Raw genomic sequence first — 11,820 nt, forward strand, 5'->3', positions numbered from 1 at the left:
ACGCGGCGCGCCGCGTGACCGGGGACGACGCCGCCGACCGGTCCGGCGACGGATCCGCGGGCGAGGGCGAGGGCGCGGCTGGAGGCAAGGGTGAGGACAAGGGCGGCGGCAAGGCCGGGGACGAGGCCGGGGGCGCCACTCCGGCGCCCGAGGCGTCGCACGGCGCCGACGGACACGGTCACTGACCGAGGAATACCCCCCGGGGGTTAAGCGTTCCCTGGGATGGAAGGTGCGGCGGACACCCCGATTACCGCCTGCGGCTCCCGGCCGCGCACGATGGATCGACGAGCACGAGGAGAGGCCATGTCCACGACCACCACCAGGCCGCCCGCCGGCGGCGGCGAGATCGAGCTCGCCATCGGCGGTATGACGTGCGCCTCCTGCGCGAACCGGATCGAGCGCAAGCTCAACAAGCTGGACGGCGTGAGCGCCACGGTCAACTACGCCACCGAGAAGGCGAAGGTCGTCTACACCGGGAGCGTCAGCCCGGCGGACCTGGTCGCCGAGGTGGAGAAGGCCGGCTACACCGCCGAGCTGCCCGCCGTACAGGAGGAGGCGCGGGAGGGGGAGCGCGACGATCTCGCGCCGCTCCGCCAGCGGCTGGTCACCTCGGCCGTGCTCTCGGTCCCGGTCGTCGCGATGGCGATGGTCCCGGCGCTGCAGTTCGACAACTGGCAGTGGCTCTCGCTGGCGCTGGCCGGACCCGTCGTGCTCTACGGCGGCTGGCCGTTCCACCGGGCGGCCTGGACCAACCTGCGCCACGGCGCGGCGACCATGGACACCCTCGTCTCGCTCGGCACGCTCGCCGCCTTCGGCTGGTCCCTCTGGGCCCTGTTCTTCGGCACGGCCGGCATGCCGGGCATGCGGCACGGCTTCGAGTTCACCCTGGCCAGAGGCGACGGGTCGGGCAACATCTACTTCGAGGCCGCCGCCGGAGTGATCGCCTTCATCCTGGCCGGCCGCTACTTCGAGGCCCGCTCCAAGCGGCGGGCGGGCGCCGCGCTGCACGCGCTGCTGGAGATGGGCGCGAAGGAGGTCACGCTCGCCTCGGGTGAGCGCGTCCCGGCGGAGCGGCTGGCGGTCGGCGACCTATTCCTGGTACGGCCCGGCGAGAAGATCGCCACCGACGGCGTGGTCGAGGAGGGCTCCTCGGCGGTGGACGCCTCGATGCTGACCGGTGAGCCGGTGCCGGTGGAGGTCCGCCCCGGCGACGCCGTGACCGGCGCGACCGTGAACGCCGGCGGACGGCTCGTGGTCCGGGCCACCCGGGTCGGCGCCGAGACCCAGCTGGCCCGGATGGCGCGGCTGGTGGAGGACGCGCAGAATGGCAAGGCGCAGGTGCAGCGGCTGGCCGACCGGATCTCCGGGGTCTTCGTGCCGATCGTGATCGCCCTCTCGCTGGCCACCCTGGGCTTCTGGCTCGGCACCGGCAACGGCGCGGCCGCCGCCTTCACCGCCGCGGTCGCGGTGCTCATCATCGCCTGCCCGTGCGCGCTGGGCCTGGCCACCCCGACCGCGCTGATGGTCGGCACCGGCAGGGGCGCCCAGCTCGGCATCCTGATCAAGGGCCCCGAGGTGCTGGAGTCGACGCGGCGCATCGACACCGTCGTGCTGGACAAGACCGGCACCGTGACCACCGGGAAGATGACTCTCTCCGGCGTCCTCACCGCCGAGGGCGAGAGCCGCGAGGAGGTCCTGCGGCTGGCCGGGGCCCTGGAGGCCGCCTCCGAGCACCCGATCGCCCAGGCGATCGCCCGCGCCGCGGAGTCCACCGCGAAGGTCGAGGACTTCGCCAACATCGAGGGCCTGGGCGTGCAGGGCGTCGTGGACGGCCACGCCGTGCTCGTCGGCCGCCCGCAGCTGCTGGCCGAATGGTCCCAGCACCTGCCCGCCGACCTGGCGCGGCGGCTGGAGGAGGCGCAGGAGCGGGGCGAGACCGCGGTCGCGGTCGGCTGGGACGGGCGGGCCGCGCGGTGCTCACCGTCGCCGACGCGGTCAAGCCACCTCGGCCGAGGCGGTCGCCGCCCTGCGCGGGCTGGGCCTGCGCCCGGTCCTGCTCACCGGCGACCACGGGACGGCGGCCCGCCGGGTCGCCGCCGAGGTCGACATCGACGAGGTGATCGCCGACGTGCTCCCCGCCGACAAGGTGGACGTGGTCAAGCGGCTGCAGGCCGAGGGCCGCACGGTCGCCATGGTCGGCGACGGCGTCAACGACGCCGCGGCGCTGGCCCAGGCCGACCTCGGCATGGCGATGGGCACCGGCACCGACGTGGCGATCGAGGCCTCCGACCTGACGCTGGTCCGCGGCGACCTGCGGGTGGCCGCCGACGCGATCCGCCTGTCGCGCCGGACCCTGGCCACCATCAAGGGCAACCTGTTCTGGGCCTTCGCCTACAACGTGGCCGCCCTGCCGCTGGCCGCGCTCGGCCTGCTCACCCCGATGATCGCCGGCGCCGCGATGGCGTTCTCCTCGGTCTTCGTGGTGAGCAACAGCCTCCGGCTGCGCCGCTTCCGCTGAGCCCGCCCCGACGCCCCGGGCCCGCTACGGGACCCGGGGCGTCGCCGTACGGGAGCCCGGGCGGTGCGGGGCGACGAGGCCGTGATCCGGGTGCGGGTCGCCGGATCAGAGCACGCCCAGGTGCGGGATCGTCAGGTGGACGGGGACGCCGGGTGCGGGCGTGCCGCCGGTGCGGTCCACCCAGCAGAAGTCCACCCCCGCCTCCCGTGCGCAGCCGCCGTCGCTCACCGGGGAGTCGCCGACCATCAGGGCCTCGTCGGGTTTGGCCTCCAGCAGGGAGAGCGCGTGGTGCAGCAGCGCGCCGTCGGGCTTGCGCAGGCCCACCTCGGGCGCGATCACCACGTGCTCGAAGAACCGGTCGATCCGGGTACGGCGGAGCTTGACCCGCTGGACGCGGGCGATGCCGTCGGTCACCAGCGCCAGCCGGAAGCGTCGGGACAGCCGCCGCAGCGCGCCGTACGCCTCCGGGAACAGCACGGTCCCGCGGCCGAGGGCCTCCTCGAACGCGGCGGCCACCCCGGGACCGGCGCCCAGCCGGGCCCAGCGCTCCAGGCGCAGCTCCGGCAGGTCGATCCGGCGCTCGCGGTAGGCGGCCCAGAGGGGCTCATTGGCCGCGTGGAAGGCGCGCAGGAACGCCGAGAGGTCCCGCAGCCCCGGTCGGCCGGCCGGACCATGCGGGCTGTCCGAGCTGTACGGGCCGTCGCGGAAGAAGCGGCGGTGGACCTCACGGAGCGCGCAGTCCTCCGTCCGGGCGTAGTCGACCGCGGTCCCGTCCAGATCGACCAGCAGGACCTGGTAACGCCGCTCCCTCGCCGAGCCCATCGCGCTCCGAACGCCCGAGGATCTCCTCGACCGCCGCCGCGTCGGCGGCATAGATGTGCGGAACGTCGACGAAGACCCTCATTGACCCACGACCCACCCCGAGGTCGTCGGCGACCTCGTTCTGGATACTACGCAGGGGCACGTAGTTCAGGTAGCACGTGAGCGCGTTCTGCGACCGGAACGTCGCGGTCATCGCCAGCCGCCCGTCCCGGATCCGGAAGGCCAGACTGGTCAGGCAGGGCACGGCGTCCGGCCGCTCGCCCGGCACGGTCAGCGAGATCCACCCGCTCTTGCTGTACGGCCGCGCGCGCAGCAGCCCGGTGACCCAGCCGAGCTGGTCCACGCCCTGCAGGCCGCGGAGCCTACCGCCGTAGCTGTACTTGAACGGCGGGACCACCGTGACCTCGCTGAACTTGCTGGAGTACAGGGTGATCTTCCCGGGGTCGCCGTGCGCTCTCAGGACCGGGTCGTCCCAGCCGAGCTCGGTGATCTCGAACAGCACGGCCGGGGCCTCGATGATCGGGCCCCGGTCGTCCTCGGCGGGCCCGCCCTCGTCCCACACGTGGCGCATCAGCCACAGCCAGGTCTCCCCACAAGACGCGAATCGGAGGAGGTCTGCCATTCAGGTCTCCACGTTGGGGAAATGGAAGGGGTTCTGCGGGAGCCGGCGCTGCCGGGAGACGTTGGAGCGCACGTAGTAGACGAGGTAGTGGACCAGCGCGAGCAGCATGACGATCAGCAGGAGGAGGGTCGGGGTGGGTTCGGCCCCGGCGAGGCCGAGCGCGCCGACCGCGATGTAGGCGGAGTTGACCAGCGCCAGCATCATCACGTTGACGCCCGGCCAGGCCAGGGGGGCGTAGGTCTCCGGATAGCGGGGGTCCACCGGCAGGTTCGGGGACCAGCCGAGACCGGAGAAGTGGTCCTTGAGCTGCACGACGTAGAGCAGCCGGAAGTTGTTGATGGCCCGCGCGGTGCGCATGTGCGCGTTGACCGCCTCGATCAGCCGGAGGAAGGGCACCACGCTCAGCAGCCCGAAGGCGGTGACGGTGGCGAACAGGTACCACGGCACGGTGGCCCAGGAAGTGAGCGCGAGCGGGTCGACGACCTTCGCGCTCGCGAGCGCGACCGCGGCGGCGAAAGGCGCGGAGAGCAGGCTCATGGAGAGCCGGGTCATCTTGATGCGCTCGTCTTTCGCCGCGAGGTAGACGTGGTAGGTCCCGGTGAAATCCACCGAGACGAGCTGCAGGAAGTCCTTGGCGTCCACGGGCAGCTCGTCGAGGCTCGCGGGCAGGGATTCCGCGCTCATACGCGGGAGCATCTTGCGCATCGGGACCTCGGCTTCAAGCAAAGTGAACAGACCCGGTAAGGAAATTTTGACGCACTTGTCATCCAGGCGCGCGCTCTTTTCCTACTTATCTCCAATAACTTTGCCAAGGTCACCGGCTTGCGGACGGGAATTATGAAGAACCGGTCTGGCCGCGTGCCGCCGCACGGGCGCGTCCGTCATGGACCCGATCCGGCCGGGAAGGATAAGGCGCATGATCCGCCTGCCCGCCGTCGACTGGACCACCGCCGTCCCCTTGTTCGCCCTCGTGACCCTGGTCTTCACCTGGGGGCGGGGACTGTCGGTCCTCGGGGCGGTGATCACGGGGGTCTTCCTGGCGGGCGGGGTGCTGGCGGCCGTGCACCACGCCGAAGTGATCGCGCACCGGGTGGGGGAGCCGTTCGGCTCGCTCATCCTGGCGGTGGCGGTGACGGTGATCGAGGTGGGGCTGATCGTCAGCCTGATGGCGTCCGGCGGCCCGGAGACGTCCTCCCTGGCCCGGGACACCGTCTTCGCCGCGGTGATGATCACCTGCAACGGCATCGTCGGCCTGTCGCTGCTGGTCGCAGCGTTGCGCCGGAAGGTGGCGGTGTTCAACGCCGAGGGCACGGGCGGTGCGCTCGCCACGGTGGCGACGCTCGCCGTGCTGAGCCTGGTGCTGCCGAAGTTCACCACGAGCACGCCGGGACCGGTCTTCTCGGCGCCCCAGCTGGCTTCGCCGCGGTGGCCTCGCTCGGGCTGTACGGACTGTTCGTGGTCACGCAGACGATCCGGCACCGCGACTACTTCCTGCAGATCGCGGCCGACGGCTCCCTCGTCACCGATGACGAGCACGCCGTCCCGCCCACGACCCGGCAGGCCGTGGTGAGCCTCGGCCTGCTGATGGTCGCCCTCGTCGCCGTCGTCGGGCTGGCGAAGGTGGAGTCCCCGGTGATCGAGTCGGCGGTAACGGCCGCACGGCTGCCGCAGTCGGTGGTGGGCGTCGTGATCGCGATGCTGGTGCTGCTGCCCGAGACCATCGCCGCGGTGCGGGCCGCCCGCAGGGACCGGGTCCAGATCAGCCTCAACCTCGCGCTGGGGTCGGCGATGGCCAGCATCGGCCTGACCATTCCGACCATCGCCGTCGCGTCGTTCTGGCTCGAAGGGCCGCTGCATCTCGGCCTCGACGCCACGCACACGGTCCTGCTGGGCCTCACGGTCGCGGTGGGCACCCTCACCGTCGTCCCCGGACGGGCGACCCTGCTGCAGGGCGGAGTCCATCTCGCGCTGCTCGCCTGTTACCTGTTCCTCGCCGTCAGTCCCTGACCCGGCCCGCCCGGTCCGCCCGGCCCTTGACCCGGCCCATCCGGCTGCCGGGTCCCGGAGCCGGGAGGAACGGGCGATCAGCCGCCGATCAGGGCCATCCGCCGTCCAGCAGGTGCTCGAACCGGGCGTTCGCCGCGACGGGATCGTAGCCGGGCACGGCCTCGCGCACGAGGTCGTGGACCCGGCGCTCGGCGTCCGCGCACGCCTCGCGCACGGCGGCGAGGGTCGCTTCGGCCAGCTCCTCGCTGCCCAGGCGCAGGGCGCGGGGGCCGTAGGCGACCTCCAGGACGCGGCCGTTCACGTCCACGGTCGCCTTGACCTGGCCGGACGCCGTCTCGCCGGTGCCGGTGAGCCCGTCGAGCTCCTCCTGGGCCGTCTCCAGCCAGGTCAGCATCCGCTCGCCCTGGCGGCCGGCCTCGTCCAGGTCCCGGTCCCTGATGTCACCGGGGTCGATCTGAGGGCCGTACATGCCTGCTCCCGCCTAGAAGAGATCCTGAGCCGCCTGCTCGACCCGCCGGCGCACGAAGGTCTCGTCGAGCGGCGCCGGCAGGGCCGCGGCGTCGGCGGCGACCCGGTCCGCGATGCCCCGGGCCTGGCGCTCGGCGTCCGCCTGGGCCGCCCGGATCACCTCCGTCACCTGCCGGCCGAGCTCCTGCTCGCCGAGCCGCAGCGCCCGCGGGTCGATGCGCAGCAGGATCACGCCGCCCTGGCCGTCGGCGGCGGCCTGAACGCGCCTGTCCCGGCTCTCGGCCCGGCCTTCCAGCTGCCGGACCGCCTCCCGCGCCGCATGCAGGTCGCGGATGATCTGCTGACTCCGGGCGACGTACCGGGCCAGGTACTCGGCATCGTCGTCCGGTTGGGGTGCCTGCATGTCGGACTCCGGCGGTCAGAGACTGAGCCGGTCCCTCAGCGCGGACGCGGCCTGCTGCGATTCTGCTGGTGAGTTGCGGGCCTGATGACGACGAGGCTTCCCACCATGCCCTGATATATCACGATATGATCATTGGGCATGACGGGCTTTGAGATCTCCTCGGGGGCGGTGGGGCAGGAAGGCGCCCGTGTCAGCGCCCGCGGAGCGGACTACGACGCCGCCGTCCAGCGGCTCAGGGAACGCGGGTACGGCGCGTCCTCGTGGGGCGACGACGGGCTGTTCGGCATGATCGTCGCCGCCTACGCCGAGTGCGCTCAGGTCTCACTCGAGGCGCTCGCCGGCCTGTCAGGGGAGATCGGCGGCACGGGCGAGGGCCTGGGGAACGTGGCCAGGAACACGCGGGACACGGAGAACGCCACCGCCGGGAACCTCGGCGGCACCGCATGGGCGTGACGCTCCCGCCGGCGCTGGACGGGTTCCTGGGGGTGCTCGGCGTGCCGTGGCCGAACATCGACGAGGACGAGATCAGGAAGGACGCCGCGGCCTGGCGCACCGTACAGGCCCAGTCGGCGCCGCGGCGCCGAGGCCGACACGGCGGTCCGCAGGACGCAGCAGGTCTACCGCGGTGACTCGGCCACGGTCCTGGCGAGCCACTGGAGCAGGGTCGGCGGGGACGGCGGCCACATCGCCCAGGCCGCCGCCGCGGCACGGATCGCCCCCGTGGCGCTGGAGGGCACCGCCAACGTGGTGAGCGCGGTGAAGGTGGCCGTAGGCGTCCAGGCGGCGAGCGCCCTGGCCAGCGTCACCCAGCTGGTGGTGTTCGGAGGCGCGGCCGGGGCGACGGCCGCCGCCGCGCGGATGTTCCTCACCCGCCAGGCCATCGGGAAGATCCTGCGTGAGGGCGGCGAGGGCACCGGAAAGGTGCTGGCTCCGGCGCTGAGCCGCCGGGTCACCGGCCCGATGCGCGACATCCTGGAGAACCTGCGCCGTCCGGGCGGTCTCGGCGGGAGCCCCGTCGCGGTCGGCCCCGGCGGCCTGCGGCTCCCCGTACGGCCCGGCGGCCTGAGGACGCCGTCCGGCCCCCGCCACGACGGCATCGCCCTGATGGGCCGCAACAACCGGGGATCGGGCGGCGGCAGAGGATCGGGCGGCGGCAGGAGATCGGGCGGCGGGGGAGGCCCGGGCGGCAGGAACCGGTGGGGCGCCAGGGACGGGACCGGGAAGTTCCATCACGACGTCCCCACCAACACGAGGGGCCTGACGAAGGACCAGATGGAGAAGCTGGCGGCCGACCTGGCGCGGAGCATCAAGGTCAGAGAGCGTGAGCGGGACCGGTTCGGCATTCTCGACGCCGGGCACGAGCAGCGGCTGAGGCTCGAACAGCGGGCGCTCAAGATGCTCAGGGACAAGCTGAAGGAGAACTGAGCCGATGCGGACGCAAACGGGGGACGACCTGATGGCGCGGATCCGCGCGCATTCGGCCGACGACGCCGTCGTGGGCCCGGCGGCCAACGAGCTGCTGAGCGAGCTGTTCGCCGGATACCCCGTCGAGAACCTCGGCCGGCTCCTGCGCAGCGGCGACGACGCGGCCGTGCGGACGGGCACCTGGCTGCTGTCGGAACTGGGAGAACTCGCCGCCCCGATGATGGGAGAGGTCCCCGCGCTCCTCGCCCACCCGCTCCGCGAGGTGCGGTTCTTCGCGGTCGAAGTGGTGCTGGAGAACGGCGACGGCCGGCACGGGCCCGTCATCGCCCGGGTCATGAACCTGAGCGGGGACCCCGAGGAGGCCGTCCGCTGGAAGGTCCTCCAGTTCCTGGCCGCCGCCTCGACCGGTCAGCTGTCGGCCGGGGCGGCGTCGCTGGGAACCGGCAGGGTCAGGGAAGCGGCCGAGTGGCTGGTCCGCCAGATGGAGACCGGGGAACCCGACCTCCGCGACATCGCCGCCAGGCTCGAAGGACCCGACCGGGCGACCCGGCTGTTCGCCGCGGCGGCCGCCGTCCGCCTGTCCGACGAGGAGCCCGCCCTCCTGGAGCACGCGGCCACCGTGGAGGACGAGGAGATCCGCTCGTTCGCCCGGGACTGGCTGAGCGACTCGATCGAGGAGGGGGAGGACGCCGACCGGAGCGGTGAGTGACGGATCACCGGCCTTCCCGGGGAGCCCGGAGTCGATGAAACCGCCGGCTCGGGGGCGAAACCGGCTTGAAGCCATGGTGAAGCCGACGACCCGCAATCTCTTCTCGGACGCCGGGAGATACCCGGCGGAGAGAGGAGACGCGTCATGGCGGACCTCAGCGCCGTCCGGGCCGACGGCCTGGTCAAGGACTTCGGCGGCTTCCGGGCCGTGGACGGCATCGACCTCCACGTACGGCAGGGCGAGATCTTCGGAGTCCTGGGCCCCAACGGAGCGGGCAAGACCACCACGCTCCGGATGCTCGCCACCCTGCTCCCGATCGACGGCGGCCATGCGGAGATCTTCGGCGTCGACGTCCGGCGGGAACCCCACCGGATCCGGCAGCTGGTGGGCGTCACCGGCCAGTACGCCTCGGTGGACGAGGATCTGACCGCCCGGGAGAACCTCTGGCTGTTCGCCCGCCTGCAGGGCCTGACCGGTGCCCGGGCCAAGGCCGTCGCCGGCGACCTGCTCGAACGCTTCGGCCTCCAGGAGGCGGCCGACCGTCCCCTGTCCCAGTTCAGCGGTGGCATGCGCCGCCGCCTGGACCTCGCGTCGAGCCTGATCACCCGCCCACCTCTGATCTTCCTGGACGAACCCACGACCGGCCTCGACCCGCGGACCCGGGGCCAGATGTGGGACACCATCCGCGAACTGGTCACCGACGGTTCCACGATCCTGCTCACCACCCAGTATCTGGACGAAGCCGACCAGCTGGCCGACCGCGTGGCCGTGATCGACCGCGGCCGGAAGGTCGCCGAGGACACCCCTGACGCGCTGAAGACCCAGGTCGGCGACTCGACCCTGCAACTCGGCCTCGCGGACGGCGCCGACGTCGCCCTGGCAGCGGACGTCGTCCGCCGGCTGCTGGGCGAGGACCCGGTCATGAGCCCCGAATCCGGGCGCGTGAACGTCCCCCTCCCCGACCCCGATCGGGCCGCGGACATCCTGATCGGCCTGCGGGAGGCGGGCCTCGGCATCTCCTCGGTCAGCGTCGCCAAGCCGACGCTGGACGAGGTCTTCCTGGCGCTGACCGGCCACGGCGCCGACGACGAATCCCCGATGGAGGCGGCCCGATGAGCAGCGCGAGCACTGTGACCCCGACGAACCCGACGAACCCGACGACCCCGGCGGACCCGGCGGACCCGGCGGACCCGGCGGACCCGGCCGTCTCCGCTCCCCGGCGCATCGACCCGGCCGCCGCGGTCGCCCGTACCACGCCGCACAGCTCGCTCCGGGAGGCCTGGACCGAGACCATGGCGATGGCATGGCGCGCCCTGAAGAAGATGCGCCGCAAGCCCGAGCAGTTCTTCGACGTCCTCATCCAGCCCCTGCTGTTCACCGCGATGTTCGCGTTCATCTTCGGCGGCGCGATCTCCGGCAGCGTCTCGGACTACCTCCCGGTGCTGATCCCCGGCATCCTCGCCCAGACCGCCCTGACCGTCTGCATGGCGACGGGCGTGCAGCTGCGCGAGGACATGGACAAGGGGGTCTTCGACCGCTTCAAATCCCTGCCGATCGCCAGGATCGCCCCCCTGGCCGGCCCGATGATCGCCGACCTGCTCCGGTACGGCATCGCGTCGGTGCTGACGCTCCTCACCGGCCTGGCCATCGGTTACCGCCCCGGCGGCGGCGTGCTCGGCTCCATCGGCGGTGTCCTGCTCACCGTGTTCGCGGGCTGGTCGCTGGCGTGGATCTTCACCTGGCTGGGCACGATGGCGCGTTCGGCGCAGAGCGTCCAGGGCATCTCAATGATGATCATGTTCCCGCTCACCTTCCTGTCCAACGCCTTCGTCCCCGCCGAGACGCTGCCCGGCTGGTTGGAGGCGTTCGTGAAGGTCAACCCGGTCTCGCACGTCGTCTCGGCGGTGCGCGACCTGCTCAACGACGGGGCCGTGACGGCCGAGGTCGGCTGGGCGGTCGTCGGCTGCGCGGTCGTCATCGCGGTCTTCGCCCCGCTGTCGGTCCGTTCGTACTCCCACAAGATGTGAACGGTGTCTGGCGTGCTCCCGCAAAGCGCGGACGGTGTCAGACATGCTCCCGCAAGGCGCGGACGGCGTCAGACGTGCCCCCACGATGCGGTGGGGGCGTCAGACCACCCGCCCCAGGACCGCGCGGACTTCATCGAGCAGCTCCGGGCCGCGCCGTTCGCCGTACTCGGCCTCGATCCGGGACATGACGCCGGGGGCGACCCGGTCGGCGTGCGCGGACAGCACTGGCCACTGCAAGGTCGGGGTGAACCGGTTGTAGGCGAACCGATCGGCGAGCGCGAGCAGCCGGACCGCGTCCCCGGCGGGCATCGCCCCCTTCAGCAGGCCCCAGACGCCCAGTCCGGCGAGCACCATCCCCACCACCGGGTAGTCCCTGAACTCATGGTCCGGGCCGAGCACGATCAGGACCTTGGCCCGCAGCGACTCGAAGATGTCCACGCCGTCGTCGCCCTCGCCGTACTGCGCGAATGCCGAGAGCGCGAAGGCCTCGCCCACGACGGCCCACGGCGTGAAACCGTCCGGCGCATGCGGGACGCGCAGGTCCCGGAGCAGCTCGGCGGCCTCCCGGTGCCGCCGCAGCCCTTCGGTGACGTCGCCGTCGACGAGGGCCAGCTGGGCCCTGGCGACGGAGACCGACAGGATCTCGCCGTAGGTGCTCCGGGAGGCGAGCGACTCCAGGTCGTCGATCATCCGCGCGGCCTCGTCACGGAGACCCGCGGCGAGCGCCGCCATGGCGAGGGCGGCGCGGATCTGGACGGCGTCCTCCACCGCGCCGAGGCGCTCGAGCACCGGGAGCGCCTCGGCGGCGTGCCGGGCGGC

At 72.5% G+C, this 11,820-nt stretch carries 13 protein-coding genes and 3 pseudogenes; 10 read left to right on the forward strand and 6 right to left on the reverse strand.

The window, feature by feature from the left end:
• Both ACWJ6R_RS19065 and ACWJ6R_RS19070 read left to right on the forward strand, forming a co-directional pair.
• Positions 1 to 185: pseudogene (locus ACWJ6R_RS19065) on the forward strand (hypothetical protein); the annotation flags it as partial.
• Between the two features lie 118 nt (positions 186 to 303).
• A pseudogene (locus tag ACWJ6R_RS19070) lies at positions 304 to 2,518 on the forward strand (heavy metal translocating P-type ATPase).
• Between the two features lie 105 nt (positions 2,519 to 2,623).
• Here ACWJ6R_RS19070 and ACWJ6R_RS19075 read toward each other — a convergent pair.
• From ACWJ6R_RS19075 to ACWJ6R_RS19085, 3 genes are read right to left on the reverse strand one after another with little or no spacing between them, the layout of a single operon-like run.
• The gene (locus tag ACWJ6R_RS19075) at positions 2,624 to 3,340 is read right to left on the reverse strand and encodes an HAD-IA family hydrolase (RefSeq protein ID WP_449063520.1); all 717 of its coding nucleotides are present in this window, start codon (positions 3,338 to 3,340) and stop codon (positions 2,624 to 2,626) included.
• Positions 3,243 to 3,911: a thymidylate synthase gene (locus ACWJ6R_RS19080; protein ID WP_449063521.1), complete on the reverse strand. Its 669-nt coding sequence runs from the start codon at positions 3,909 to 3,911 to the stop codon at positions 3,243 to 3,245. The genes ACWJ6R_RS19075 and ACWJ6R_RS19080 overlap by 98 nt, the downstream gene beginning before the upstream one ends.
• Before the next feature lie 51 nt (positions 3,912 to 3,962).
• Positions 3,963 to 4,646 (reverse strand): hypothetical protein, encoded by a 684-nt coding sequence (locus ACWJ6R_RS19085; RefSeq protein WP_449063522.1) that lies wholly within the window; start codon positions 4,644 to 4,646, stop codon positions 3,963 to 3,965.
• Positions 4,647 to 4,878: 232 nt separating this feature from the next.
• On the opposite strand from ACWJ6R_RS19085, the gene ACWJ6R_RS19090 reads away from it, so the two are divergent.
• Positions 4,879 to 5,532 (forward strand): calcium:proton antiporter, encoded by a 654-nt coding sequence (locus ACWJ6R_RS19090; RefSeq protein ID WP_449063523.1) that lies wholly within the window; start codon positions 4,879 to 4,881, stop codon positions 5,530 to 5,532.
• Positions 5,418 to 5,969, forward strand: coding sequence for a hypothetical protein (locus ACWJ6R_RS19095; RefSeq protein WP_449063524.1), 552 nt, complete (start codon positions 5,418 to 5,420; stop codon positions 5,967 to 5,969). Before ACWJ6R_RS19090 ends, ACWJ6R_RS19095 begins: the two co-directional genes overlap by 115 nt.
• A gap of 88 nt (positions 5,970 to 6,057) precedes the next feature.
• Here the strand turns inward: ACWJ6R_RS19095 and ACWJ6R_RS19100 are convergent, their stop codons facing one another.
• Positions 6,058 to 6,438 carry a YbaB/EbfC family nucleoid-associated protein gene (locus tag ACWJ6R_RS19100; protein ID WP_449063525.1) on the reverse strand — a complete coding sequence of 127 codons (381 nt, stop codon included), beginning with the start codon at positions 6,436 to 6,438 and terminating at the stop codon, positions 6,058 to 6,060.
• A 12-nt stretch (positions 6,439 to 6,450) separates the two neighbouring features.
• On the reverse strand, positions 6,451 to 6,840 hold the full coding sequence (locus ACWJ6R_RS19105; RefSeq protein WP_449063526.1) for a YbaB/EbfC family nucleoid-associated protein: 390 nt from the start codon (positions 6,838 to 6,840) through the stop codon (positions 6,451 to 6,453).
• A gap of 138 nt (positions 6,841 to 6,978) precedes the next feature.
• On the opposite strand from ACWJ6R_RS19105, the gene ACWJ6R_RS19110 reads away from it, so the two are divergent.
• The 6 genes from ACWJ6R_RS19110 (at position 6,979) to ACWJ6R_RS19135 (ending at position 11,001) form a co-directional block, all read left to right on the forward strand.
• The gene (locus tag ACWJ6R_RS19110) at positions 6,979 to 7,293 is read left to right on the forward strand and encodes a hypothetical protein (protein ID WP_449063527.1); all 315 of its coding nucleotides are present in this window, start codon (positions 6,979 to 6,981) and stop codon (positions 7,291 to 7,293) included.
• Positions 7,290 to 7,469, forward strand: a complete 180-nt coding sequence (locus tag ACWJ6R_RS19115) for a hypothetical protein (RefSeq protein ID WP_449063528.1) — start codon at positions 7,290 to 7,292, stop codon at positions 7,467 to 7,469. Before ACWJ6R_RS19110 ends, ACWJ6R_RS19115 begins: the two co-directional genes overlap by 4 nt.
• A 91-nt stretch (positions 7,470 to 7,560) precedes the next feature.
• Entirely contained in the window at positions 7,561 to 8,265 is a 705-nt protein-coding gene (locus ACWJ6R_RS19120; protein ID WP_449063529.1) for a hypothetical protein, read from the forward strand.
• 4 nt (positions 8,266 to 8,269) lie between these two features.
• Positions 8,270 to 8,974 carry a hypothetical protein gene (locus tag ACWJ6R_RS19125; RefSeq protein ID WP_449063530.1) on the forward strand — a complete coding sequence of 235 codons (705 nt, stop codon included), beginning with the start codon at positions 8,270 to 8,272 and terminating at the stop codon, positions 8,972 to 8,974.
• 144 nt (positions 8,975 to 9,118) lie between these two features.
• On the forward strand, positions 9,119 to 10,090 hold the full coding sequence (locus ACWJ6R_RS19130; protein ID WP_449063531.1) for an ATP-binding cassette domain-containing protein: 972 nt from the start codon (positions 9,119 to 9,121) through the stop codon (positions 10,088 to 10,090).
• Positions 10,087 to 11,001: an ABC transporter permease gene (locus ACWJ6R_RS19135; protein ID WP_449063532.1), complete on the forward strand. Its 915-nt coding sequence runs from the start codon at positions 10,087 to 10,089 to the stop codon at positions 10,999 to 11,001. Before ACWJ6R_RS19130 ends, ACWJ6R_RS19135 begins: the two co-directional genes overlap by 4 nt.
• Before the next feature lie 99 nt (positions 11,002 to 11,100).
• Here the strand turns inward: ACWJ6R_RS19135 and ACWJ6R_RS19140 are convergent.
• Positions 11,101 to 11,820 (reverse strand): annotated as a pseudogene (locus ACWJ6R_RS19140) (transcriptional regulator); the annotation flags it as partial.

The organism is Planomonospora algeriensis, from assembly GCF_977012225.1.